The organism is Spirabiliibacterium falconis, assembly GCF_014885015.1.
Lineage (GTDB): Bacteria > Pseudomonadota > Gammaproteobacteria > Enterobacterales > Pasteurellaceae > Spirabiliibacterium > Spirabiliibacterium falconis.
The window spans coordinates 59,303-82,801 of sequence record NZ_JABMIJ010000008.1 but is presented as its reverse complement, the minus strand read 5'-3'; the positions used below and the strand labels follow the sequence as shown (position 1 = coordinate 82,801).

At 43.5% G+C, this 23,499-nt stretch carries 27 protein-coding genes; 23 read left to right on the top strand and 4 right to left on the bottom strand.

Annotated features, from left to right (window positions below):
• Nucleotides 1-25 precede the first annotated feature (25 nt).
• On the top strand, nt 26-481 hold the full coding sequence (locus HPC40_RS05420) for a low molecular weight protein-tyrosine-phosphatase (protein WP_208118474.1): 456 nt from the start codon (nt 26-28) through the stop codon (nt 479-481).
• Between the two features lie 75 nt (nt 482-556).
• The gene (locus HPC40_RS05415) at nt 557-775 is read left to right on the top strand and encodes a YdcH family protein (protein ID WP_208118473.1); all 219 of its coding nucleotides are present in this window, start codon (nt 557-559) and stop codon (nt 773-775) included.
• A gap of 44 nt (nt 776-819) precedes the next feature.
• Here the strand turns inward: HPC40_RS05415 and udp are convergent, their stop codons facing one another.
• The gene (gene udp / locus HPC40_RS05410; protein ID WP_208118472.1) at nt 820-1,578 is read right to left on the bottom strand and encodes a uridine phosphorylase; all 759 of its coding nucleotides are present in this window, start codon (nt 1,576-1,578) and stop codon (nt 820-822) included.
• An 87-nt stretch (nt 1,579-1,665) separates the two neighbouring features.
• Nucleotides 1,666-2,127, bottom strand: coding sequence for a transcriptional regulator AsnC (asnC, locus tag HPC40_RS05405; RefSeq protein WP_208118471.1), 462 nt, complete (start codon nt 2,125-2,127; stop codon nt 1,666-1,668).
• A 169-nt stretch (nt 2,128-2,296) separates the two neighbouring features.
• Between asnC and asnA the strand changes: the two genes are divergently transcribed.
• The 21 genes from asnA to HPC40_RS05300 all read left to right on the top strand — a co-directional run bounded on the left by asnA (nt 2,297) and on the right by HPC40_RS05300 (nt 20,143).
• Nucleotides 2,297-3,289, top strand: coding sequence for an aspartate--ammonia ligase (gene asnA, locus HPC40_RS05400; RefSeq protein WP_208118470.1), 993 nt, complete (start codon nt 2,297-2,299; stop codon nt 3,287-3,289).
• A gap of 112 nt (nt 3,290-3,401) precedes the next feature.
• Complete coding sequence (locus HPC40_RS05395; RefSeq protein ID WP_208118469.1) at nt 3,402-3,836, top strand: DUF805 domain-containing protein; 435 nt, start codon at nt 3,402-3,404, stop codon at nt 3,834-3,836.
• A complete protein-coding gene (locus HPC40_RS05390) occupies nt 3,824-4,411 on the top strand; it encodes a hypothetical protein (RefSeq protein ID WP_208118468.1) in 588 nt (195 codons plus the stop codon). The genes HPC40_RS05395 and HPC40_RS05390 overlap by 13 nt, the downstream gene beginning before the upstream one ends.
• 17 nt (nt 4,412-4,428) lie before the next feature.
• On the top strand, nt 4,429-5,067 hold the full coding sequence (yihA, locus tag HPC40_RS05385) for a ribosome biogenesis GTP-binding protein YihA/YsxC (protein WP_208118467.1): 639 nt from the start codon (nt 4,429-4,431) through the stop codon (nt 5,065-5,067).
• A 4-nt stretch (nt 5,068-5,071) separates the two neighbouring features.
• Nucleotides 5,072-6,088 carry a YeiH family putative sulfate export transporter gene (locus HPC40_RS05380; protein WP_208118466.1) on the top strand — a complete coding sequence of 339 codons (1,017 nt, stop codon included), beginning with the start codon at nt 5,072-5,074 and terminating at the stop codon, nt 6,086-6,088.
• Between the two features lie 14 nt (nt 6,089-6,102).
• A complete protein-coding gene (gene mltG, locus HPC40_RS05375) occupies nt 6,103-7,143 on the top strand; it encodes an endolytic transglycosylase MltG (RefSeq protein ID WP_208118465.1) in 1,041 nt (346 codons plus the stop codon).
• Nucleotides 7,124-7,768 (top strand): dTMP kinase, encoded by a 645-nt coding sequence (gene tmk / locus HPC40_RS05370; protein ID WP_208118464.1) that lies wholly within the window; start codon nt 7,124-7,126, stop codon nt 7,766-7,768. Before mltG ends, tmk begins: the two co-directional genes overlap by 20 nt.
• Nucleotides 7,768-8,748 (top strand): DNA polymerase III subunit delta', encoded by a 981-nt coding sequence (gene holB, locus HPC40_RS05365; protein ID WP_208118463.1) that lies wholly within the window; start codon nt 7,768-7,770, stop codon nt 8,746-8,748. The genes tmk and holB overlap by 1 nt, the downstream gene beginning before the upstream one ends.
• Entirely contained in the window at nt 8,749-9,531 is a 783-nt protein-coding gene (locus HPC40_RS05360; protein ID WP_208118462.1) for a YchF/TatD family DNA exonuclease, read from the top strand.
• A gap of 60 nt (nt 9,532-9,591) precedes the next feature.
• Nucleotides 9,592-10,122 (top strand): DUF1523 family protein, encoded by a 531-nt coding sequence (locus HPC40_RS05355; RefSeq protein ID WP_208118461.1) that lies wholly within the window; start codon nt 9,592-9,594, stop codon nt 10,120-10,122.
• A 74-nt stretch (nt 10,123-10,196) separates the two neighbouring features.
• Nucleotides 10,197-10,787 carry an anthranilate synthase component II gene (locus tag HPC40_RS05350; RefSeq protein WP_208118460.1) on the top strand — a complete coding sequence of 197 codons (591 nt, stop codon included), beginning with the start codon at nt 10,197-10,199 and terminating at the stop codon, nt 10,785-10,787.
• Nucleotides 10,784-11,716 (top strand): virulence factor BrkB family protein, encoded by a 933-nt coding sequence (locus HPC40_RS05345; protein WP_208118459.1) that lies wholly within the window; start codon nt 10,784-10,786, stop codon nt 11,714-11,716. The genes HPC40_RS05350 and HPC40_RS05345 overlap by 4 nt, the downstream gene beginning before the upstream one ends.
• Entirely contained in the window at nt 11,691-12,125 is a 435-nt protein-coding gene (gene dtd, locus HPC40_RS05340; RefSeq protein WP_208118458.1) for a D-aminoacyl-tRNA deacylase, read from the top strand. The genes HPC40_RS05345 and dtd overlap by 26 nt, the downstream gene beginning before the upstream one ends.
• A gap of 10 nt (nt 12,126-12,135) precedes the next feature.
• Entirely contained in the window at nt 12,136-12,846 is a 711-nt protein-coding gene (locus tag HPC40_RS05335) for an SIMPL domain-containing protein (protein ID WP_208118457.1), read from the top strand.
• A 50-nt stretch (nt 12,847-12,896) separates the two neighbouring features.
• Nucleotides 12,897-13,520, top strand: coding sequence for a peptidylprolyl isomerase (gene slyD / locus HPC40_RS05330; RefSeq protein WP_208118456.1), 624 nt, complete (start codon nt 12,897-12,899; stop codon nt 13,518-13,520).
• 55 nt (nt 13,521-13,575) lie between these two features.
• Nucleotides 13,576-14,598, top strand: coding sequence for a UDP-N-acetylmuramate dehydrogenase (gene murB / locus HPC40_RS05325; protein WP_208118455.1), 1,023 nt, complete (start codon nt 13,576-13,578; stop codon nt 14,596-14,598).
• Nucleotides 14,598-15,503, top strand: coding sequence for a biotin--[acetyl-CoA-carboxylase] ligase (locus HPC40_RS05320; RefSeq protein ID WP_208118454.1), 906 nt, complete (start codon nt 14,598-14,600; stop codon nt 15,501-15,503). The genes murB and HPC40_RS05320 overlap by 1 nt, the downstream gene beginning before the upstream one ends.
• 1 nt (nt 15,504) lies before the next feature.
• A complete protein-coding gene (locus HPC40_RS05315) occupies nt 15,505-15,822 on the top strand; it encodes a DUF2322 family protein (protein ID WP_208118453.1) in 318 nt (105 codons plus the stop codon).
• Between the two features lie 8 nt (nt 15,823-15,830).
• On the top strand, nt 15,831-16,988 hold the full coding sequence (locus HPC40_RS05310; protein WP_208118452.1) for an iron-containing alcohol dehydrogenase: 1,158 nt from the start codon (nt 15,831-15,833) through the stop codon (nt 16,986-16,988).
• Between the two features lie 66 nt (nt 16,989-17,054).
• Nucleotides 17,055-19,100 carry a 4-alpha-glucanotransferase gene (gene malQ, locus HPC40_RS05305; RefSeq protein ID WP_328805305.1) on the top strand — a complete coding sequence of 682 codons (2,046 nt, stop codon included), beginning with the start codon at nt 17,055-17,057 and terminating at the stop codon, nt 19,098-19,100.
• 86 nt (nt 19,101-19,186) lie between these two features.
• Nucleotides 19,187-20,143, top strand: coding sequence for a lactate/malate family dehydrogenase (locus tag HPC40_RS05300; RefSeq protein ID WP_208118451.1), 957 nt, complete (start codon nt 19,187-19,189; stop codon nt 20,141-20,143).
• Between the two features lie 44 nt (nt 20,144-20,187).
• Here the strand turns inward: HPC40_RS05300 and HPC40_RS05295 are convergent, their stop codons facing one another.
• Together HPC40_RS05295 and HPC40_RS05290 are read right to left on the bottom strand one after the other, a co-directional pair.
• Nucleotides 20,188-21,669, bottom strand: a complete 1,482-nt coding sequence (locus HPC40_RS05295) for a surface lipoprotein assembly modifier (protein WP_208118450.1) — start codon at nt 21,667-21,669, stop codon at nt 20,188-20,190.
• 69 nt (nt 21,670-21,738) lie between these two features.
• Nucleotides 21,739-23,259, bottom strand: a complete 1,521-nt coding sequence (locus tag HPC40_RS05290) for a transferrin-binding protein-like solute binding protein (protein ID WP_208118449.1) — start codon at nt 23,257-23,259, stop codon at nt 21,739-21,741.
• Nucleotides 23,260-23,499: the final 240 nt, after the last annotated feature.

Genomic DNA, 23,499 nt, shown 5'->3' with positions numbered 1-23,499 from the left:
CGCACTTTGCTACTTAGGAATGTAAATGAAAGTACTGTTTATTTGTTTGGGTAATATTTGCCGCTCCCCGATGGCGGAATATATTTTGCGAGCGAAATTCCAGCAGGCGGGTATTGAGAATGTGGTGGTTGACAGTGCAGGTACAGCAGGTTATCACGATGGCGAAGATATGCACCGTGGCACAGCCAAAAAACTGCGAGAACATCATATTGCACCCACAGGATTTGTGAGTCGTAAAGTCACACGTTCAGATTTTGATGAGTTTGATTATCTGATTGTGATGGATGACCAGAATTTGCGTGATATGCAACGTCTTTTTGGGAAGTCAAAAAAACTCTTTAATGTTACTGATCTTGTGCCAGATTTAGGCATCGATCATATTCCCGATCCGTGGTATACCGATAATTTTGAGCAAACCTATCAATTGTTGGATCGTTGTTGCGAGGCTTTGTGCACAAAAATTCAGCGTCAGGTGATTTAAGGTTGTTTCTTGCGCGTAGTTGCTTTAGTATAGAGATTAAAGAGTGTACTTTTCTATCCATGATAAGGAGTCATTATGTTTCCAGAACATCGCGATTTAATTCAAAAATTAAGACAAGAAGATGCTCATTTTTCCCGTTTATTTGATGAGCATAATGAATTGGATCATAAAATCAAAGCTATTGAAAGTAATATTGAGCTAGGCACGCCAGAAGAAGTTGAAACACTGAAAAAAGAGAAATTGTTATTAAAAGATAAGCTCTATGCAATCATTAAAAATGCGGAGAGCAAATAGTGAAAAACCTGCCTTTTGGGCAGGTTTTTACGTTTTAAAAGCGATTATTTTGCCAGTTCCCCAGCAGCATTGACCACAATTTGGATTGCGTTTTCTTCCGCTTGTTTCATTGTATGCTCATTCGGGATTTCTTGTAGGGTGCGATTGACAATGGCGGCGGCAACCATTCCCGCACGCAGACCCAATGCAGAACACATTGTAAATAAGGTTGCGGATTCCATTTCAAAGTTCATGACATTGAGTGATTGCCATTCTTTGAGTGAACCACGAAAACGGCGGCATACCTTGCCAGAGTAAGTATCGTAGCGTTCTTGACCCGGATAGAAAGTATCGGATGAGGCGGTAATCCCAATGTACGTTTGCTGCCCACTATGTTGTGCTGCAGTATAAAGTGCGGTCGTGCAAGCGAAATCCGCTACAGCGGGATATTCTAACGGAGCAAAATGAAGGCTAGCTCCATCTAAACGCACAGCCCCAGTCGTGATCAAAATATCGCCCACATTAATATGCGGCTGAATTGCACCTGTGGTACCAATGCGTAAAAAGGTTCGCACCCCAAGTTGTGCCAGTTCTTCTACCGCAATGGATACAGAAGGACCACCAATGCCTGTTGAGCATACCACCACTGGCTGACTATTCACATAGCCTAGCCATGAGGTGTATTCACGTGTTGAGGCTAGGAATGTGGGATTGTCCATTTTCTGTGCAATGCGTTCAACACGTGCGGGATCACCTGGCACAATCGCCACTTTAGCCCCTTTCAAATCTGCTTTGCTTAAACCTAAATGAAAAACATCTGCCATAACAGTATCCTCTTATTATTGTTTTTGTTAAAAATCAAATCAGTTTATCGCAAAGCGAAATGGAAATCTTAGAGCTAGTTCAAACTTTTACGGTTTAATATCACGCAAAATCGGATTTTGCATTGAAATTAAGGTCTCTGTGGATTGAATTTCATCAATTAGCTGAATTTTACTGGCTAAAACGTGATGTAATTCTTCAATTGTGTGCGTCATAACCTTGATAAAAATAGAATAATTGCCTGTGGTGTAATAGGCTTCAACGACTTCGTCAAAGCCTTCTAATTTTTTGATGACGGTATCGTAATCTTTGGCACTTTTTAAGATAATGCCAATAAAGCAACACACATCATAGCCGAGTTTACGCTCATTCAACCGCACTTTTGTGCCTTCAATTACCCCTGATTGGCGCATTTTCTCTACTCGAACGTGAATCGTACCAGGGCTAACACCAAATTGCTTCGCCATTTCAGCATAAGGGGTGCGAGCGTCTTTAGTTAACACGCGTAAAATTTGTTGATCGAGTGCATCAATTTGACCGAATGATTGCATTTTATGCTCCATTATTGGTTTTTATTCAAAAATAACAGGGTTATTTTATATGATTTTCATACAATGGCAAAAAATATTAAAATAATGCTGTGTTAATTGCTTTTTATATTGAATAATGCCAAAAAAATTAGATAATAACCACAGTTTTAACCCAATGAGTAAAAATAATATGAAAAAATCATTTATCTTACAACAACAAGAAATCAGTTTTGTGAAAGGTACATTTGCGCAAAAATTGCGTGAACATTTGGGCATTGTTGAAGTAACAGGGCCTTTACTTAGCCAAGTTGGCAATGGAATGCAAGATAATTTATCCGGTGTTGAAAATGCGGTGCAAGTAAAAATTCGCCAAATTCATGGTGTGCGTTTTGAGGTTGTGCATTCATTGGCAAAATGGAAACGCCATACTCTAGCACGTTTTGATTTTCAACCCGGTGAAGGGTTGTATGTGAATATGATCGCACTTCGTCCAGACGAAACAAGCCTAGATCGCACACACTCTGTCTTTGTGGATCAATGGGATTGGGAGAAAGTTATCCCACAGGGGCGTCGTAATCTGGATTATTTGAAAGAAACGGTGCGTGAAATTTATGCGGCTATGTGTGAAACCGCACTTTTGGTTGAAGAAAAATACGGCACGAAGAACTTTTTACCAAAGGACATTACATTTGTGCATAGCGAAGACTTGGTGAAACGTTTCCCTGGTATGAGCGATAAAGAGCGTGAAAATGCGATTTGTAAAGAGTACGGCGCAGTGTTCTTGATTGGTATCGGCGGCGAGTTGTCGGACGGCAAACCACATGATTTGCGTGCGCCAGATTACGATGACTGGACAACCCCAAGTGAAGGGGAATATAAGGGCTTGAATGGCGACATTTTGGTTTGGAATCCTGTGATGCAGTCTGCATTTGAAATTTCCTCAATGGGGATTCGTGTAGATGAAACGGCGTTACGCAAACAGCTTGCTTTGAGTGGTACGGAAGAGCGGTTAGAATTGCCGTGGCATCAAGATTTAGTCAACGGTAGATTGCCATTATCTATCGGTGGCGGCATTGGGCAGTCGCGTATGGCGATGTTGTTACTCCAAAAAGAGCATATCGGGCAAGTACAAGCTAGCGTATGGCCGAAGCAAGTTACAGAAGAGTTTGAAGATATTCTATAATGTAAACGTGCATCGTAACCGCACTTTGGGTAACCAAGTGCGGTTTTTTCGTACTAACGCTGACAAAATCGCAGGCTTGCTTTATGATAAGCCCAGATTAAGGGAGATTTTTATGACATTGTGGCAACTTTTATTTTCATTTCATGGGAGGCTTAACCGTACAGGATTTTGGCAGGGCGTGAGCATTTGCGCACTGGCGTTATTGATCATTGCGAATGTATTGCCGCTTAACGCCCTATTTGCACAAACGCACACCGCACTTTTAGCCTCGATGATGTTGTTGGTGATCCTCTTTTGTTTCTGTGCGGTGGTCGTCAAACGCCTGCATGATCGTAATCGGTCAGGATGGGCGGTATTGATGATCACGTTCCCGATTTTAGGTTATGTGCTATCCCAGTATTCTAGCGGTGCGATGGCGTGGGCATTGGGGCGGTTTTTCCCGCTATTTTTTATCACCCTTTTTCTATTGGATTGGGGGGTGTTTTTGGGCAAAAATGAACCCAATCGTTATGGCTCGCAAGGTGTTTCATTAAAATGGAACGTATAATTCGAGCCGTTTTGTTTGCGTTCTTGGCGGCAAGTTTGAGTGCCTGTGTGGCGACGGGGGAGCGTAAACTGGCGTTTGTCGATACGCAAGGGCAAGATCGCATCATTGAATTTCATGGCGAGAAGCCACATATTGCTGCGCATCTTAATGGTAAGATATTGCCATTACAGCACCTTGGTGGGCATCAGATTTTAGTACAAATTAATCATCAGCCTGTCATATTAAGTGCGGTCAACAGTCGTGCAATTACGCAATTGACGTTATATGAAATTTCGCCTGCGGGGTTTATCGAACAGTTTACTCTTGAGCACGCACATTTATGCCGAGCGTACATCGCACATAACCCCCTGAAAGTGCAGCATTCGCTGACATTTGCTATTAGAAATTTGGATTTACGTATTAGAAAACCGCACTTTTGGGGGCATTGGTGGCTTAAAGATGATAAACTAGTACGCCTAAATAAGGCGAATATTCAGCGCGAACGTGCTATGTTGCCACAAGATGAATGGGCACAATTTGTACAAGGTAGTGCACGAAAATTGGCTTCCTTTTTAACCTATGTCTGCCAATCATAAGGCAGTAGTGAGACACAATGGCATTAAATTATCATAAAACCCACTTTTTAATGAGCGCGCCTGATATTCGGCATTTGCCAGAAGATGATGGCATTGAAATCGCCTTTGCAGGGCGTTCAAATGCGGGTAAATCAACCGCACTTAATGTGCTGACGAATCAAAAAAATCTTGCACGCACGTCAAAAACGCCAGGGCGTACCCAATTAATTAACTTGTTCGAGGTGGAAGCAGGTTGCAAGATTGTCGATTTACCCGGTTACGGCTACGCTGCCGTGCCTGAGCAAATGAAAATCCAATGGCAAAAGGCACTTGGGGAATATTTGCAGCAGCGGGAATGTCTTGGTGGTGTGGTGATTTTAATGGATATTCGCCACCCGCTAAAAGATCTCGACCAACAAATGCTGCAATGGGCGGTGAGTGCGGAACTTCCTGTATTGTTGCTGTTAACCAAAGCAGACAAAATAGGGCAAAAAGAGCGAAGTAAACAGATCAAACTTGTGCGAGAGGCTATTTTGCCTTTCCAAGGTGATGTGCAGGTAGAGGCATTTTCGAGCTTGAAGAAATTGGGGGTAACCGCACTTTCAGCTAAACTCGATCAATGGTTTGCTCCCGTGTTGGCAAATGAAGATGAAAGTGCGGTTCTCAATCATGGATAATACAATGTTAAATAAAATACTCAATTATACTCCTGGCCTGCTGCTGGCAGGCGTGATTACGGCACTGGCATTTTGGCTTAATGCAAATCATGTTGGTAGTAGCATTGGAATGAGTGCCTTAACGTTTGCGATTTTGCTTGGTATGGTGATAGGCAACACGGTATATGGACGTGTTGCGACACGTTGTCATAGCGGAATTACGTTCGCTAAAGGCGTTTTATTGCGTGCGGGTATTGTGCTATATGGCTTTCGGATCACGTTTCAACAAATTGATGCCGTGGGCTTGAATGCCATTGCTAGCGATGCGATTATGTTGATTAGCACATTCTTTTTAACGTTTTATCTCGGTTATAAATGGCTAAAAATCGACAAGCAAATCGTTTATCTCAGTGCGGCGGGGTGCAGTATTTGTGGTGCAGCCGCAGTAATGGCAAGTGAGCCAGTGGTGCGTGGTGAATCCAGTAAAGTAGCGGTCGCCATTGCTATTGTGGTGATTTTTGGCACAATTGCTATGTTTGTTTACCCTCTGCTATATCCGTATATGACACACTATCTCAGTGACCATCAGTTTGGCATTTATATCGGTTCTAGTGTGCACGAAGTGGCGCAAGTATATGCTGCGGGGGGAAATATTAATCCAATGGTTGCTGATGATGCAGTGATCACCAAAATGATTCGTGTCATGATGCTTGCTCCATTTTTGTTAGTGCTTTCGTATGCGTTGGCAAAAGAAAGTGCGGTCGGCGGCAAGCGTAAAATCAACATCCCGTGGTTTGCAGTGTTTTTTATTTTGGTTGCCGTACTCAATTCTTACCCGATTGTGCCTGAGCCTGTTGTCCACTTTTTAGTGGAGCTTGACGGTATTTTATTGATGATGGCAATGGCAGCCCTTGGGGTTACCACGCATATTGGTGCGATTAAACAAGCGGGAGCGAAGCCGTTAGTATTGGGCTTTTTAGTGTTTATCTGGCTTGTAGTCGGTGGTTTTGTGGTTAATTATGCACTGCAGTATGTATTTTAAGGTGTGGTATTGAAATGAAAAAATGGGGTGTGCTATTTGGTCTTTTACTGCTTGTTGTTGGGGCGATCGGATTTTGGGGTTATTCGCAAATTAATGCGTTAGCACAGTATCCGATTCAGGCTAAAAGTGAGCAGTTACTCACTATTGAAAAAGGCACGACGGGCAAAAAGCTCGGTGCGTATTTACATGCGCAAGGGCTGCTAGAACCAAGCCCTTTTTTTCCATTGTTATTGAAATTGAAGCCAGAGCTTGCAGCGGTAAAAGCCGGTACCTACTCTTTGGACGGGGTGCATAATCTTAGCGAATTGTTGCAACGCCTTGCCAGTGGTAAAGAAGCACAATTTGCATGGCGTATCGGTGAGGGCGATACGGCTCGTCAGGTGCTGGCAGAGCTTGCAACTGCGCCTTATCTGACGCATGACGCTCAATTCACGGATGAAACCGCACTTTATCAGGCACTGGCGTTGCCAGACAGTAGCCCTGCTAAATTAGAAGGCTGGTTTTATCCTGATACTTACCATTACACCGCGAACTCCAGCGCAACCGTCCTACTTAAGCGTGCCAGTGATAAAATGCAAACCGCACTTTCTGTGGCATGGCGTGATCGCGACGCTAATTTACCACTAAAAACACCTTATGAAATGCTCATTCTGGCGTCCATAGTGGAAAAAGAAACCGCACTTGATGCTGAGCGAGCGCAGGTTGCAGGGGTATTTATTAATCGCTTGCGGAAAAAAATGCGGCTACAAACCGATCCGACCGTAATTTACGGTATGGGTGAGCGTTATCAAGGTAACATTCGTCGGGCTGACCTCAATGAAGCGACGGCGTATAACACGTACCAAATTGATGGACTACCGCCAACGCCAATTGCGATGCCGAGTGAAGCCTCATTGCAGGCGGTGGCGCATCCTGCGAAAACCCATGCGTTATATTTTGTTGCCAATGGGCAAGGGGGGCATACCTTTAGTGCAACCTTAAGTGAGCATAATCGTGCAGTGAAACAGTATTTAATTTTATTACGGAAGCAAAAACATGATAACGCCACAAGGTAAATTTATTGTTCTAGAAGGGCTTGAAGGCGCGGGCAAAACGACGGCTCGTCAGGCAGTTGTGCAAGCATTATCGGCACAGGGTGTGCAAGATATTGTGTTTACCCGTGAACCAGGGGGCACACCACTGGCAGAGAAATTACGTGCATTGATTAAATACGGCCTTGATGATGAACAGGTTACCGATAAGGCGGAGTTATTGATGCTGTACGCCGCGCGTATCCAGTTGGTTGAAAATGTGATTCAGCCAGCATTACAGGCTGGGAAATGGGTATTAGGCGATCGCCATGATATGTCATCACAAGCCTATCAAGGGGGAGGGCGGCAGTTTGACCACGAATTGCTTATGCGTTTGCGTAATGCAATTTTGGGCGATTTTAAACCAGATTTAACTCTTTATCTTGATATTAAGCCAGAACTGGGGCTGATGCGGGCACGTTCACGCGGTGAGCTCGATCGTATTGAACGGGCAGAATTGAGCTTTTTTGAACGCACCCGTGCACGTTATTTGGAATTGGTGGCAGCTGATCCGAATGCGGTGCTTATTGATGCAGGGCAGACACTTGAAAAAGTCACTTCTGATGTACAAAGTGCGGTTGTCAGTTGGCTTGCGACGGTGGCAAAATAATGTATCCATGGCTTGAGGCAACATTTGCACAGATTGACCGCACTTTTCAACAAGGACATGGTCATCACGCCTTGTTATGCAAAGCGGAAGCCGATCTGGGCGTGGCACAGTTATTGACACAGATTGCACAAGGCATTTTATGTCGAGAAAAACCCGCACTTGATAGCTGTGGACAGTGTCATCACTGTATGTTGGTTACCACTAACAATCATCCTGATCTGCATCTTTTAGCATGTGAAGCAGGAAAAACGGTGAGCGTGGATCAGGTGCGGGAAGTGATTACGCAATTACAAAATCATGCTCAGCAAGATGGCAATAAAGTGGTTGTGATTCCGCAGGCAGAGAAATTGACAGAATCCGCGGCAAATGCGTTGTTAAAAACGTTAGAAGAGCCGAGTGCGAATACATACTTTTTGCTCGCAACGGATATGTCTCAACCCCTTATGGCAACTATTTATAGCCGTTGCCAAGTCTGGACGCTGACCGCACCTGCATTGAATGCCGGTGTTGCATGGTTAACCAGCCAAGGCATTGCTGCACAGCAGGCTGAAGTGGCGTTAAAACTGAGTGCAAATCGTCCGTTGCGTGCTTACACTTTGATTGAAAGTGAGCAGTTAGCCGTGCGTAAGTCGTTTTTGCGTGCCTTTTGGGCATTTTCTCAAACGCGCGATATTATGCCGTTTATGGCGCAATTTGTGTTGACCGATCATGCACTCTTAGATACCCAACTGGGGTGGTTGGAAAGTGTATTTGTTGATTGCATAAAGTGCGGTTTAGGCATTGAACAGCATTGGGTGAATAGTGATTTAACCGCTGGTATTAAGCGATTAGTCGCACAGTACACACCACCGCACTTTTTACATGCTGAGCAATTAACCCGTTCTGTGCGTCGTGATTTGCGTGACATTACTGCCGTTAATAGCGGGCTACTTTTACTGGATTTTCTGACAAAATTAATTACCGATGTATTTGAGGTTTAAGTGTTTATTGTAGATTCCCATTGTCATCTTGATAGTCTTGATTATGACACATTACATCATAATATTGATGATGTGTTAGCTAAAGCATCTGCACGTGATGTACGCCATGTGTTGTCTATTGGCACGACGTTATCTGGCTTTGAAGCGATATATCCGCAGCTTGCTCGTCGTGATAATGTTTCTTTGTCTTGTGGTGTACATCCACTGAATATTGAAGAAGAGCCCTTTGATCACGACCGTTTGGTGCAACTGGCGAGCAATGCCAAAGTCGTTGCCATCGGCGAATGTGGGCTAGATTATCATTACAGTATCGAAAACAAAAGCGAACAACAACGCATTTTTAGTGCGCAGGTGGCGGTGGCTAATGCACTGAGCAAGCCACTGATTGTGCATACCCGTGAGGCACGCGAAGACACGATCGCCATTTTAAAAGAAGGGCAAGCACAAAAGTGCGGTGGGGTTTTGCACTGTTTTACGGAAAATCAATGGATGGCGGATCAAGCGTTAGCACTGGGCTTTTATATTTCTGTTTCAGGGATTATTACCTTTCGTAATGCACAAGCTATTCGTGATGTGATTGAAACGGTTCCTCTTGAGCGGTTGCTGGTGGAAACAGATTCTCCGTATTTAGCCCCCGTGCCATATCGCGGGAAGCAAAATCAGCCAGCCTATACGCGTGAGGTGTGTGATTATGTTGCCACACTTAAAGGCATTAGTGTTGAAGAATTTGCGGAGATTACCACCGCCAATTTTGAGCGACTGTTTCAGTGTAAAGTGCGTTAGTTTTTGCTGGAAGTGTGGTAGGATAAAAATATTACCTTATCGTCAGCCAAGGAGTTGTTGATGCGTCGTTTTATTTCATTATTTTTTATCGTTGTGACCTTGCTTGTTCATGGTGTATTGTTTGCAGGTGTCAACTTTTTCTTTCCGCATTATCAAGTGGCGAATGTGTCAGGCGTGGAAGTGAAACGCGTTGATAAAGACGGCCCTATAACCAAAGCCAATCCAGCCGATGGCCCAACCCGTGATGTGTATTATGTCTATACCCAAAAGCCTGGCACGGATAAAGTGATGGTGTATCGCAATGAAGATACCCGCTGGGGATTTCCGTTTTATTTTAAATTTAATTCTGCCGATTTGCAGGCGAAAGCGGCAACGTTTGCGTCTGAGAAAAAATTGGTACAAATCAAATACTACGGCTGGCGGATTGTGATGTTTGATGAATTTCGTAATATGGTATCGATTAAAGCGGTAGAGCCTGGCACCAAACCAGGTTGGCCAATTGCGAGCTATGTCGCCTATTTTGTGCTGTTGCTGACGTTATTCTTCTCCATTCAATTTATCCGCGGTTGGTTTGTCAGCGAACGCAATTAGTTGAGCGATAACGATAAAAGTGCGGTTTTAAACCGCACTTTTGGTTATGTCGAGTTTGTTAAGGAAATAAAACTGTGGCAGCGAGTGTATTGGTTGTGGATAATCACGATTCATTTACCTATAACGTAGTGGATCTCCTAAAGCGGTTGTCGTATGAACAGTTGCAGGTGTGCAAAACGGAGCAGTTATTGCGGCAACCGTTAGACACATTTAGCCATATTTTGCTCTCTCCTGGCCCAGATGTGCCCCGAGCTTACCCGCAATTGTATGCTTTTTTACGCCAATATTATCAGCATAAGGTGATTTTGGGTGTCTGTCTTGGGCATCAAACCTTGTGTGATTTTTTTGGGGCAAGATTATATAACTTACATCGCGTACGCCACGGGCAGGTTGGGATCATTCAGCCGTGTGCGCCATCGCCTTTGTTTAAAAATTTGCCACAATCTTTTAAAATAGGGCTTTATCATTCTTGGGCGGTTGCACAGCAAAGTTTGCCACCAGAATTAATCGCCTGTGCATACGATCAAGATGACGTATTAATGGCGGTACGCCACCGCACTTTACCCCTATTTGGGGTGCAATTTCACCCTGAATCTTTTATCAGTGAATATGGTGCGCAATTACTGCAAAATTGGCTCGATGTGACAATGGAAAATAACGCATGACTCATTACACTTCAAATACCTTAATTTTTTTGAAACTTTTTTGGCATCGCTATAATGAGAATAAGCTCAATATGGCAGCAGGTTATTTAACCTATAGCACAATGTTAGCATTGGTGCCATTGGTGATGGTTAGCCTTGCGATTTTTTCTGCTTTTCCTGTATTTAAAGAGGTGAGCGGTGAAGTGCAAAATATGATTTTTAGTAATTTCGCACCCGAAACAGGCGGCGTGGTGCAAGAGTATATTAATGAATTTGTCGAAAACTCAAAGAAAATGAGCGGTATTGGGATCATTGGTTTGATTGTGGTGGCGTTGATGTTGATCTCATCGATTGACCGCACTTTGAATGATATTTGGCCAAATACCAATTCGCGCACGTTATTTGTGTCGTTTTCGATGTATTGGATGATCCTTACGCTAGGGCCACTTTTTTTGGGCGTGAGCGTAATCGTCAGTTCTTATATTTTTTCTAGTGATGCGTTCAGCAATGCCACTTTCAGCACCTATCTTCTGAGTATTATTCCTTTTTTGCTGACGTGGTTAGCGTTTACGTTAATTTATACGGTAGTGCCAAATACCAAAGTGAATTTGCGTTATGCGATGATTGGGGCGTTGATCGCAGCCATCTTTTTCACGCTGGGTAAGCGAGCATTTACTTGGTATATCGCAGCATTTCCATCTTATCAGCTTATTTATGGTGCTATGGCTACCTTGCCGATTTTGTTACTCTGGATTCAGTTAAGCTGGACGGTGGTCTTACTCGGTGCACAATTGACCGCTGTGCTGGAAGATGTACGCTTGATTAAAAATGGTGAAATGCCGAATAACCGTGAATATGAAGTGCGGCAAGAAAAGCTACAACAAGCATTAAGTGAGCTACAACATCATAACCAAGGAGAGCGCAATGATAGCACTGATTCAACGCGTTAAATCTGCCAGCGTCAGCGTTGATGAGCAATGTGTTGGGCAAATTGCACAGGGCTTGTTGGTGCTGTTGGGCGTAGAAAAAGACGATGATGAGCAGAAAGCAGAGCAATTACTGAAAAAAGTGCTCGCATATCGCGTGTTCAGTGATGACGCAGGCAAAATGAATCTGAATGTGCAACACGTTGGTGGTGCATTATTGGTGGTATCGCAGTTCACATTAGCGGCAGAGACCAAAAAAGGACTACGACCAAGTTTTTCCAATGGAGCAAGTCCAGAGATGGCAGAAAAACTTTATGATTATTTTCGTGTCAAAGCAGGTGAGCAGATCAAAACAGAGAGCGGTATTTTCGCCGCGGATATGCAAGTCAGTTTAATTAATGATGGACCTGTAACATTTTGGTTGCAGGTATAAGGAGTAAGCAATGAAACGATGGTCTAAAATTGCGTTGACCGCACTTTGTACCACCCCACTTTTGGCGGTAGCACACGATTCAGGCAAAGCCGAATCAGTAGTGCAAAATATCAGTTTTAGTGTTAAAGCACAGCGACAAGTTGAGCGTGATGTGATGCAAGTTACCCTGTATGTGGAAGAAAAAGGGAAAGATCTCAAAGCGTTGAATGCGAGTGTCAATGAGAAAATCAACCAAACCGTTAATGCGGCGAAAAAATTGGATTTACCAAAAGGTATCGTAAGTCGCAATACCTATGTGAATTATAATAAAAAATCTGGCACAGAAGGCTGGATTGACCGTGCACAATATCGCATTGAAAGCCAAGATTTTAATAAATTAAGCCAACTTATTAGCCAAGTTTCAGGTATCGCTGCTGTGGATGATATTAGCTTTAGTCTATCCACACAAAAACGCCAAAGTCTAGAAAAAGAGATGACCGCAGAGGCGATTGCTGCGTTTAAGCAAAAAGCAGAGTTCATCGTGGATCAATTTGGTGCGAAAGGTTATCGCATCGTAAATCTTAATATTGGGTCAAACTCAGGTGCTATGCCTCGCCCTTATATGGCAAAAGCATCCAATGCAGTCTATGCAGCTGAAATGGCAACATACAGTATGACTATTGAAAGCGGCGAAGTGGATGTGAATCTTGGCATCAGTGCCACGATTAATTTAACGGAATAGCGGATTGCGTGTTATAATCGCAATACATTATATCAACTGGCGGAGAGCCTATGAAAATTGCAAAAAATACTGTGGCGGGCATTGCCTACCAAGTTCGTACCGAAGATGGTATTTTGGTGGATGAAGCACCAGCTAATCAACCATTAGAATACTTACAAGGGCATAATAATCTAGTGATTGGGCTAGAAAATGCACTTGAAGGTCGCGGTGTGGGCGATAAATTCGAGGTACGCGTGAAACCTGAAGAGGGTTATGGCGAATATAACGAAAATCTCGTGCAGCGTGTGCCACAAGATGTATTTGTCGGTGTAGATGGCTTGGAAGTAGGAATGCGCTTTATTGCCGATACTGACGTTGGACCATTGCCTGTTGTGATCACCGAAGTGGGCGATGATTATGTCGTAGTGGACGGCAATCATATGCTTGCTGGGCAAGAATTGCTATTTAATGTGGAAGTTGTCAGCGTGCGTGAAGCCACCTTGGAAGAAATTGCCCACGGTCATATTCATCAAGAAGGTAGCGGTTGTTGTGGTGGTCATGACAGTGATGAGGCAGGGCACGGGTGTGGCTGTGGTCATCATCATGAGCATACTCACGAACATGATGGGTGTTGCGGAGGCGATCACCATCATCACCATCACGGTGGTTGCTGTGGTGGCAAACACGATCATTAATTACAAGCCAAAGTGCGGTCAAACCGCACTTTTTATTTTCTAATAAAAGATCATTATGCAAAGTTTACAACCTTTCCATACATTTGGTATTGCGGTGAATGCCAGTGAAATCATTGACATCACAACGCCTGATGCGTTGTATCAAGCATGGCTTGCCTATGCGCATAAGCCAAAACTGTTGCTGGGTGAAGGTAGCGATGTTCTGTTTTTGCAAGACTTTCACGGTGTTGTGCTACGCAATCAAATTAAAGGCATTACCTTGGGTGAAGATGAACAGCATTACTTGTTGCACATTAATGCGGGTGAGAATTGGCATGAGCTGGTTCGGTTCTGTGTTGATCGCAATATGGGCGGGCTAGAAAATTTAGCGTTAATTCCAGGGTGTGCTGGCAGTGCACCAATTCAAAATATTGGTGCGTATGGTGTAGAATTTGCACAGGTGTGTGATTATGTGGATTGCCTTGATTTAAACAATGGCACAGTATTTCGCTTAAGTGCGGCACAATGTCAGTTTGGTTATCGTGAAAGCATTTTTAAACAGCAATATCGCACGGGGTTTGCGATTGTTGCCATTGGTATTAAGCTGGCGAAACAGTGGCAACCGCACTTGCAGTACGGTCCTTTAAAAACATTGGATGCAGCAACGATTACACCGCGTGTGGTGTTTGAACAGGTGTGTGCAATACGTCAAGCAAAATTGCCCGACCCTGCACAGCTTGGTAATGCGGGGAGTTTTTTTAAAAATCCTATCGTTAGTGCAAGCCATTATAACAAACTTCATCGACGCTTTCCTGATATGCCAGCCTATCCGCAAGCGGATGGGCAAGTTAAATTAGCGGCAGGTTGGTTGATCGACCAATGTGGTTTGAAAGGTAAGCAGGTTGGCGGTGCGGCGGTGCATCGTCAGCAAGCACTGGTTTTAGTTAATCAAGGCAATGCAACAGGGCAAGATGTGTTGGCATTAGCGCAGTTTATCTATCAACAGGTGATGGCGAAATTTGCGGTGGCATTGGTGCCTGAAGTGCGGTTTTATGGTGCACAAGGGGAACTAGACGGTGCTGAGGCGGTGCGTGGGTAATGTTGGACGCATATTTAACGCAATTATTAGATGGAAAACCGCACGCGATTCCCGCTGATGTCGTCGATACATTGCAAACATATGGGGTGGGGTTGAAAAAGTGCGGTTCGCACTGGCAGCTTAGCCAATCGTTCGAATTATTAGATAAGACCTACCTTGCACAGCATCTTGGCGATACGACGGTGTTGACATTTTCACAGCTTGACTCCACCAATGCCTACCTTTTGCGTGAGGCAAGTGAACATAATACCTTATGCAGTGCGGAGTATCAAAGTGCGGGGCGTGGGCGACGTGGGCGAGTATGGCACTCGCCTTTTGCTCAAAATCTGTATTTTTCGTTGCGTTGGGATTTTCACCATCTTGCGCCGAAAATCCCCCAGCTTAGCCTTATCACTGCATGCTGTATTGCCCAAACGCTGACTCAACTTGGCGTGCAACACATAGGGCTTAAATGGCCAAATGATATTTATCTTGATGGACGAAAACTCGGCGGCATTTTAGTGGAATCGAAACGCTTTACTACACACGAGCAACAATTGGTGATTGGGGTAGGATTAAATTTAGCGATGGGAGAGGAGCACAACCGTGCAATTACGCAACCTTGGGCGAGTTTAGCGCAAAGTCATCTTCAACTCTCTCGTAATGCGTTACTTGTTGCCTTGGTATCGGCGCTCAAAACAGATTTTAGGGCATTCCAAGCAGGCAATGGCGAGGCATTATTGCAGTCTTTTTCCCAGTTTGATTGTTTTTTGGATCGCAAAGTGCGGTTAACCCAAGACCATTGCCAGATTGACGGGATTTATCAAGGCATTGATTGCACCACAGGTGAAGCAATAATTTTAGTGCAAGGGCAATTGCAACGCGTTCATATCGGGGATATTTCCCTGCGGTTAGAGAAGGAATAATATGAATTTTCAACAAACATTGGCAACACTGGCCAGCGTGGATCATCTCAATGGGCTGATTGTATTAGATAACGAGGGAAATACCGTGCTTTCCATTCCCGCAATAGAGGGAAAACTGGGCTCGCTGAAAGTATATAACACCCTTGCAGCACGTTTTACAGAGCTGAACAGTACGGCGGCAAAAGCTGGCTTAATTTTATTTGCAGAGCACGTTGAAGATGCCAAACGTCAGCCAGGCGCACACCCGAATATTGATTTTTTATTGCGTGTTGTCGAGCATGATCTATGCTTTAAAATGCAACCCCTTAGCCGACGTTAGAGGATATTATGTTAACATTTGATTACTATAACCCAACCCGCATTGTCTTTGGCGTTGGGCAAATCGCACAATTAGCCACTCTTGTACCTGATAATGCACGGGTTTTGGTGCTTTATGGTGGTGGCAGTGCGAAACGGACAGGTACACTTGACGAAGTTAAAACCGCACTTGGTCAGCGAGTGGTAATGGAATTTGGCGGCATTGAACCTAATCCTGAATTTGACACCTTAATGCGTGCGGTGGATATGGTTCAACGGGAAAAATTGGATTTTTTACTTGCCGTTGGTGGTGGCTCGGTTTTAGATGGCAGTAAATTTATCGCTGCGGCAGCGTGTTTTCAGGGAGACCCGTGGGAGATTGTAACATCACGTGGTGCAGTAATTGAAAACGCATTGCCATTGGGAACGGTATTAACGTTGCCCGCCACAGGCTCAGAGATGAATAATGTGAGCGTTGTAAGCCGTAACGCATTGAAAATCAAGCAGGGCTTTCGCCACACCGCACTTTATCCACGCTTTTCGATTTTAGATCCAGCGAAAACGCTGACCTTGCCAATGCACCAAGTTGCTAACGGTATTGTGGATGCGTTTATTCATGTGTTGGAGCAATATTTAACCTTCCCAACGGGGGCGATGGTGCAAGATGCTTATGCCGAAGGTCTGTTGCGCACACTACGCGATCTAGGACCACAAATTATGCAACGCCCTGATGATATTGAATTACGTGCGAATATGATGTGGTGTGCCACCCAAGCACTGAATGGCTTGATTGGCGTGGGCGTGCCGCAAGATTGGTCAAGCCACCAAATTGGGCATGAACTGACCGCACTTTATGGGTTAGATCACGCGCAAACGCTCAGTATTGTGCTCCCTGGTGTGTGGGCAGAATTAAAAGATCAAAAACGCGACAAATTAGTGCAGTATGCCCTAAATGTGTGGGGAATCCGCACAGGCTCCAGTGAAGAGCGTGTCAGCTCTGCGATTGCGCAAACGGAATTATTTTTCCAACAAATGGGCATGAAAACCCGCTTGTCATATCATGGCTTAGACAAAAGTGCGGTTGAAGACGTTGTCGCACAATTGGAAAAACATGGGCAAGTGGCATTGGGTGAAAAACACAATATCACTCCCGATGTGGCACGTCGCATTTTGGCGCGTCGGGTATAGCGAAAGCGAGCGTCATATCGTCATTTAATGTGTGATGGTTGTTTCATGACATAAACGGTGAGCCAAGTGAAATTGAATAAATACGATTTGCAACGCATGGGCATTATTCCTTCCTTTTATGATGGGCGAGGGGTGAAGTGTAAGCCAAGCCCATTAGTGGTGAAAGCCATTTTGGCGTGCTTGGAAACGGGAGAAAACCGCACGTTGGTGCCACCTGTGGCGGTGTTTTACGCCGATCAACCGAAATACATTCGCTTGGAATCTCATCATGCCACCCTGCTTGGGCAGTGGGAATTGGTCTTGGAAGACGGGCAGCGCATACAAGGGCGTGTGAAAAAGCGTGGGCTTCAATTACCGCGTGAATTGCCGTTGGGCTATCATCAATTGCATTTAAAGTGCGGTCAAAAAACCGCTCAAACACGCATCATCGTTGCCCCTCGGCGTTGCTACCAAGCATCCGTGTTTCAAACGAAACCGCACTTATGGGGCACGAGTTTACAACTTTACACCTTAAAATCGGAACGCAATTGGGGCGTGGGCGATTTTTCTGATCTGATGGAATTTATGCGTCGCTTCCAACATTATGGCGGTGATTTTGTTGGGCTTAACCCAACGCACGCACTGTTTCCTACTTTTCCTGAAGCTGCCAGCCCTTATAGTCCATCATCCCGCAGCTGGTTGAATATTCTTTATATTGATGTGGAAGCCATTGATGAGTTTGCACAAAGTGAGAAGGCACAAGCGTGGTTTCAGCAGCCAGCAATTCAAACCCAGTTAACGCAGCTACGAGCGGCACAATGGGTGGATTATACCGCTGTTATGACATTAAAATGCACGGGATTACACTTAGCGTTTGATGCATTCAATCTTCATGCCAGTGCGGAGCGAAAAGCGCAATACCGCACTTTTGTTGCGAGTGCAGGAGACAGTCTGCGTGCGCAAGCGGCACTTGATGCCATGCAACAGCATTTTAAATTGCCTGAAAATACAGGCTGGAAAGGATTGCCATCGGATTTTTATGCCTTTTCTGCACCAAGTACACAACGCTGGATAGCGGAGCACCAAGATGAGGTGGATTTTTATATGTGGGCGCAGTGGATCGCCGCTGGGCAATTAGCACAATGTCAACGTCAAAATCCGATGACGCTAGGGCTTTATCGTGATTTGGCCGTAGGTGTTAGCCCTGTGGGCGCGGAAACGTGGCATAATCCTGAGGCGTACAGTCTTAAGGCGACCATTGGCGCACCGCCTGATGCCCTTGCGCCACAAGGGCAAAACTGGTGCCTTGCACCATTTAACCCACATGTTCTTCAAGCACAAGGTTTTCAACCGTTTATTGATATGGTGCGTGCGAATATGCGAGATTGTGCGGCGTTGCGGATTGATCATATTATGTCGCTGATGCGATTGTGGTGGATTAAACAAGGTGAAAGTGCGGTCAATGGGGTGTATGTCCGTTATCCTGTGGACGCACTGCTTGCGATTCTTGCCTTGGAGAGCCAACGCCACCGTTGCATGATTATCGGTGAAGATTTAGGCACTGTGCCGAAAAACATTCAGGGAAAATTGCGCAGCGCAGGAATTTTTTCTTATAAAGTACAGTATTTTGAATTTGATGCGACGGGGCAAAGCCGCGCCTTGCAGGATTATCCTTATCAGGCGATGGCGACATTAAGCACCCATGATTTGCCGACCATTTATGGATACTGGACGGCAAGTGATATTACGATGGGGCAAAAGTTTGGTGTATTTCCATCCACAAACGTGCTTCAGCGGGTGAAATTTGACCGCACTTATGCCAAAGAGAAAATTCTTGAGCGGTTGCAAGCGGCAGGCATAACGATTCCAGATGGCGTGAGTGCCGAGCTGCATTCCCCTTGCCCACGTGATTTTTCCTATGCGTTGCAGTGCTATATGGCAAAAGTCAACAGTGCCCTGTTAACGTTACAAGTTGAAGATTGGTTATTGATGAAAACGCCAGTGAATATTCCTGGCACGGATAAGGAATACCCTAATTGGCGTAGGCGGTTGACAGCAACGATTGACGAGATTTTCGATGATCCTCACATTCAAGCCTTATTAACAACGATTAGCACACAGCGAGCGGGATAAAGTGCGGTTGTACTGCTTGCGTGCGGTGGGGTAAATTTATAAAATTTGCAATCTAAAACACAACATAATAAAAGTAGGAACTCAATATGAAAATCTCTGTTATCGGCGCAGGCGCAGTCGGCGTTGAAATCTGTAATTTTGTCTTAAATTTAGGCGAGTGTAGTGAGCTGGTGCTGGTGGATCTCAATCGTGAGCGTTGTCAAGGCGAGCAAATTGATTTTAGCCACATGAGTGCACTGACATTTGCCAAAAATACCCAAGTCATTAGCGGGGATTATCCCGATACAGCCAATAGCGATATTATTGTGATCACCGCAGGCGCACAAATCAAAGTAGGGCAAGATAGGCTGGATATTGCACAAATTAATGCCAAAATTGGGGTGGATATTGCGCGCGAGCTGGAGCAATATTCCCCAAATGCAATTTTAATTGTGGTAACGAATCCGTGCGATATTGTTACGCACTTTATCACTTGTAATACACAGTACCCTCGCGAACGTGTGATTAGCGCAGGTTGTGTGGTGGATAGCGCACGCCTGATGAAGCTCGTGGCGGATAAAGTGCAAATCGATCCGAAAAATATTTTTGGCTTTATTTTAGGGGAACATGGTGCCAATAGCATTCTGCCATGGAGTTTGATGAATATTGCGGGGCAGAAAGTGGAAGATTTCTGCCGCAATAATGGCTATCCGTACATTGATCCTGTCGCGCAACTCGACGAGGTAAAACAAGAAGGTTTGCGAGTATTTGCCATGAAACTCAACACCAATCATGGCATTGCCGCAAGCGTGTTTCGTATTATCCGAGCGATTACGATTAATGAACATTCCGTGCTACCTGTTGCCACGACGCTTAACGGTGAATACGGTATTCACAATGTTGCCATCAGTGTGCCGATGATTGTTTCTCGTGTTGGCATTGAAAAAATCCCAACCTACACTTTCACCGCGCAAGAAATGCAAGAGTTACAACAATGCGCAAAAAACTTGCGTACCGTGGCTGAAAATGTTGCACAGCAAACCGGTTTAAATGCCAACATATAAAACAAAACCGCACTTTTATCAAAGTGCGGTTTGAGACATTTACATTAAAATGATTTGCTGATATTAATAAAAACATCATTTTTATCGTACTGATAGATGACGTAATTACTTTTAACGCGAGTATGGGTCCATGTGAGTTTTGGTGTAAATCCTTTATAACTTAACGCGGTGTGGCCAAGTGAAATAGAACTTGTTAACTCTTTATCCCGTTGGCGTATATCAAAAAAGAGTGCATCTTTGTGCTTTTTACTGGCATAACCTAAAGCAGCATTTGTAATAAGTCCATTTTGCCATTGTTTACCCCAACCTAGTCGGATAGCTTTCCGATGGTAGGATTCGGTATTTTCTTTCGCATCTTTGATGCCATAGTCAAGCGCAAGGTTCCAATATTGGGTATTATCAGGGAAATAGGTGAGGCTATGGGTAATATAGTGAGAATGACCTTCGTTAGCACGATTGTATTGATCGTTATAGTGGGTATAACCGTAATTATAATAAGCCCCGTATTTTAGTGCATTTGTGAGCCAATAATTTAATGATAATAGGCCGCCATAGGTATCACTATATTGCTTTAATGCTTTCCCACCATTTAAGCCGCCGCCATATAAGCGTTTAGACACGTAGGGTTGAAGAGATATATCCATTTTGGCATTAGCGTAGCCATAGCCAGCACCAAAATCCAGTGTCATATCATTGTATTTTTTATTATTCCAGTAATATTTACCCGATAAACCAGATGCGACTAACAAATATTGTCCTTTAGGTAGCGCCCATTTCTTATCTGTGTTTACACTAAGATAAACACCTTGACCGTGCTGTCGTTCAGATTTATAAATTAGTTGCCTTTCATTTGGTAGATTCCAGACTGTGCCAGGTTTTGCTGTTTGCCCTAGATTTCTATCATTTAAAAAATTGCCTTGCACATTAAAGTTCCAAGAATGTAATTCATTAATCTGATGGATATATTGCTGATACACTTCATTATCTTGTTCAATAGCACTGTTATTAAGTAATATGCTAAATTGTTGATGAGCATCATAGTAATTTTTATTATAAAAAAGGGCATTGGCATATTGAAAACGAATAAAATTATTATCAGGGAAATGGCGAATTAATTTTTGATAGGCAGTAGAACCTTTACCTAAATTGGTATCTGCAAGTAAAATGGCATTCGCCCATTCAATTAATGATGGATCGCGAGTGGGCACTTGTTCGTATAACTTAATTAAAACTGGCAAGATAGGTTTATTTAATTTAATTAAGGATTCAACTAATAAACGCTCTAAAATATCAGGGTTTTCTTTAAGCTGTTTACCCGTGTAGCGAATGACATTATCATTTTGTTGTTCAAGAGAGGCGTTTCGTTGCTTTTGTTCAACGGTTTTTTTCAGCACGTGGTTTTCTTGCTGAAGACTGTAAGTTTCTACGGCATTATTTTCTGGTTGACGAACGCTAGCATTTTGCGCAAGTGCGGTTGGTGTTAATGCGCTGAGTGTGGCAAGGTAAAATAAAGAGATTTTAGTCATACAACGTCCCAATTAATAAATAAACAGCCCCCAAAGGGAGCTGTTTAATTAATATTAAATTAACATGAATTAAAGTGCTTGGTTTTCTTTTTGAACCCAAGGACTAATTGGTTCTGCTGGTTTTGGTGCAGGTTTTGCAACTGGTTTATCACCCACATATTCCGCACCAAATACAGCACCCCATTTTTTATCTGCATCACCATTTTTACTTACAACTGTACCGCCTAATTCAGTGTTAGTCACTTTGTCATTACCAAATAGTGTTGCATTAAATGTACCTTCTTTGCGATCTTTTGATGTCGCATAAGCAAGCTCAGAAGTACCATTTTTCACATTACCATTGGCTTTTAAGTCTCCTTTGAATGTGACAAGTGTATCTTTAACTTTTTCTTTTTGTACTTCAAACTTATTATAAAGTTCGCCAGTTACAGAACGTTTAGCTAAATCTACAGTTGCTGTCACATGTGTACCACTAATGAGTTTTGGTGCATCTTCAGGTTTTAAGCCACGTAAAGCTGTTGGTGCATTAAGTGCGTCTTTATCTTTAGGTGGTTCATGATATTTATTGTCTAAACCATAAGTGACCGCATGACCTTGATATACTAAAACACCTTCTTTGCCATAACCAAACTCTTTTAGTTTTTCTGCAGAGGTATTATTAATACCACGGTAGAAGTAGTTATCTTCTTTATTTTTTGCATTAAAGTGAGAATAGTCTACCACATAGGTTTGAATATCATCACCTAAATCAACACCCTCTTTATAGACTTCTCCTGGTTTTTGTTTATTACCATTTAAACGAGTTTGGGCATCAAGTTGAGTGGTTACACGACCATATTGAACAAATTGAAGATGACCATCTTCATATTTATTTGTTTTAACATCAGTTAATGGTAAGTTACGAGTAGCATTTACATCTTTATCATTGCTCATCGTATTGCGACCGTACACCTCGGCTACGGAATCATCAGCATTAAATTCTGATTTTTTGATACGTCCAGCATCACCAGTGTAGTCTGTACGACCTTCTTGGTAAACGTATGCTTTACCTGTTTTTGTGCCTTGCGTATTTGTTTTAGTTAAGTCACCATATTGGTCAGTAAGCTTACCTTGACGCTCAACGCCATTTTTAGTTGATTCGTTAATGTAGATATGTTCCAACTGGGCTAACCCACTTGCTTGATTAGAAAAGTCGAAATCTTCAACATAAGCAACGGCTTTTGATTCTTTGGTCGGAACAGCTACAATAAGGGTATCAAAACTTGGTTGTGGTTTTTGAACTTGCATTCCAGCGGCTGTACCTGCTTCAGAATTACGAGCAGGCGCACGACCATCAACGATAAAATCAGAAGTGGTTTTACTTACTACTTTGTATCCTACATCTGATGGTTCTTTAGACTCTTTTGCGTCAAGTTCAGCTTGAGCTTTCGCTTTTGCTTCGGCAGCCGCTTCCGCTTTTTGTTTTGCGACTTGTTCTGCGGTTGGTTTCGCTGGTTCTGGATTACTATCACCACCAGATGAACCACAGGCTGCTAATAAGACAGACGCGGCAACTGTTAGTGTAAATTTTAATGCTAGGTCTTTTTTCATAACTATAAGTTCCTTAATATTAATGAACTATTAAACAATATTATTACGTAAAATAAGTGTCGAATGCTTATAGCATAAGCACTTGGCTATTGCACCATTGAATGGTCTCTGGCATTATATCCCCCCCCCCCCCCCCCCGACTTTGTCAATAGCTGATTGACAAAAATCTCGTGATGTAAGTCAAGTTTTCAAATGAAAAATAATAAAGTTGATATGAGGGTTGTTTACGTTATTAGATGG

Coding starts and splice junctions, on each gene's coding strand:
- HPC40_RS05420 (WP_208118474.1), top strand. CDS start 26: ATGAAAGTACTGTTTATTTGTTTGGGTAATATTTGCCGCTCCCCGATG.
- HPC40_RS05415 (WP_208118473.1), top strand. CDS start 557: ATGTTTCCAGAACATCGCGATTTAATTCAAAAATTAAGACAAGAAGAT.
- udp (WP_208118472.1), bottom strand. CDS start 1,578: ATGGCAGATGTTTTTCATTTAGGTTTAAGCAAAGCAGATTTGAAAGGG.
- asnC (WP_208118471.1), bottom strand. CDS start 2,127: ATGCAATCATTCGGTCAAATTGATGCACTCGATCAACAAATTTTACGC.
- asnA (WP_208118470.1), top strand. CDS start 2,297: ATGAAAAAATCATTTATCTTACAACAACAAGAAATCAGTTTTGTGAAA.
- HPC40_RS05395 (WP_208118469.1), top strand. CDS start 3,402: ATGACATTGTGGCAACTTTTATTTTCATTTCATGGGAGGCTTAACCGT.
- HPC40_RS05390 (WP_208118468.1), top strand. CDS start 3,824: ATGGAACGTATAATTCGAGCCGTTTTGTTTGCGTTCTTGGCGGCAAGT.
- yihA (WP_208118467.1), top strand. CDS start 4,429: ATGGCATTAAATTATCATAAAACCCACTTTTTAATGAGCGCGCCTGAT.
- HPC40_RS05380 (WP_208118466.1), top strand. CDS start 5,072: ATGTTAAATAAAATACTCAATTATACTCCTGGCCTGCTGCTGGCAGGC.
- mltG (WP_208118465.1), top strand. CDS start 6,103: ATGAAAAAATGGGGTGTGCTATTTGGTCTTTTACTGCTTGTTGTTGGG.
- tmk (WP_208118464.1), top strand. CDS start 7,124: ATGATAACGCCACAAGGTAAATTTATTGTTCTAGAAGGGCTTGAAGGC.
- holB (WP_208118463.1), top strand. CDS start 7,768: ATGTATCCATGGCTTGAGGCAACATTTGCACAGATTGACCGCACTTTT.
- HPC40_RS05355 (WP_208118461.1), top strand. CDS start 9,592: ATGCGTCGTTTTATTTCATTATTTTTTATCGTTGTGACCTTGCTTGTT.
- HPC40_RS05345 (WP_208118459.1), top strand. CDS start 10,784: ATGACTCATTACACTTCAAATACCTTAATTTTTTTGAAACTTTTTTGG.
- dtd (WP_208118458.1), top strand. CDS start 11,691: ATGATAGCACTGATTCAACGCGTTAAATCTGCCAGCGTCAGCGTTGAT.
- HPC40_RS05335 (WP_208118457.1), top strand. CDS start 12,136: ATGAAACGATGGTCTAAAATTGCGTTGACCGCACTTTGTACCACCCCA.
- slyD (WP_208118456.1), top strand. CDS start 12,897: ATGAAAATTGCAAAAAATACTGTGGCGGGCATTGCCTACCAAGTTCGT.
- murB (WP_208118455.1), top strand. CDS start 13,576: ATGCAAAGTTTACAACCTTTCCATACATTTGGTATTGCGGTGAATGCC.
- HPC40_RS05320 (WP_208118454.1), top strand. CDS start 14,598: ATGTTGGACGCATATTTAACGCAATTATTAGATGGAAAACCGCACGCG.
- HPC40_RS05315 (WP_208118453.1), top strand. CDS start 15,505: ATGAATTTTCAACAAACATTGGCAACACTGGCCAGCGTGGATCATCTC.
- HPC40_RS05310 (WP_208118452.1), top strand. CDS start 15,831: ATGTTAACATTTGATTACTATAACCCAACCCGCATTGTCTTTGGCGTT.
- HPC40_RS05300 (WP_208118451.1), top strand. CDS start 19,187: ATGAAAATCTCTGTTATCGGCGCAGGCGCAGTCGGCGTTGAAATCTGT.
- HPC40_RS05295 (WP_208118450.1), bottom strand. CDS start 21,669: ATGACTAAAATCTCTTTATTTTACCTTGCCACACTCAGCGCATTAACA.
- HPC40_RS05290 (WP_208118449.1), bottom strand. CDS start 23,259: ATGAAAAAAGACCTAGCATTAAAATTTACACTAACAGTTGCCGCGTCT.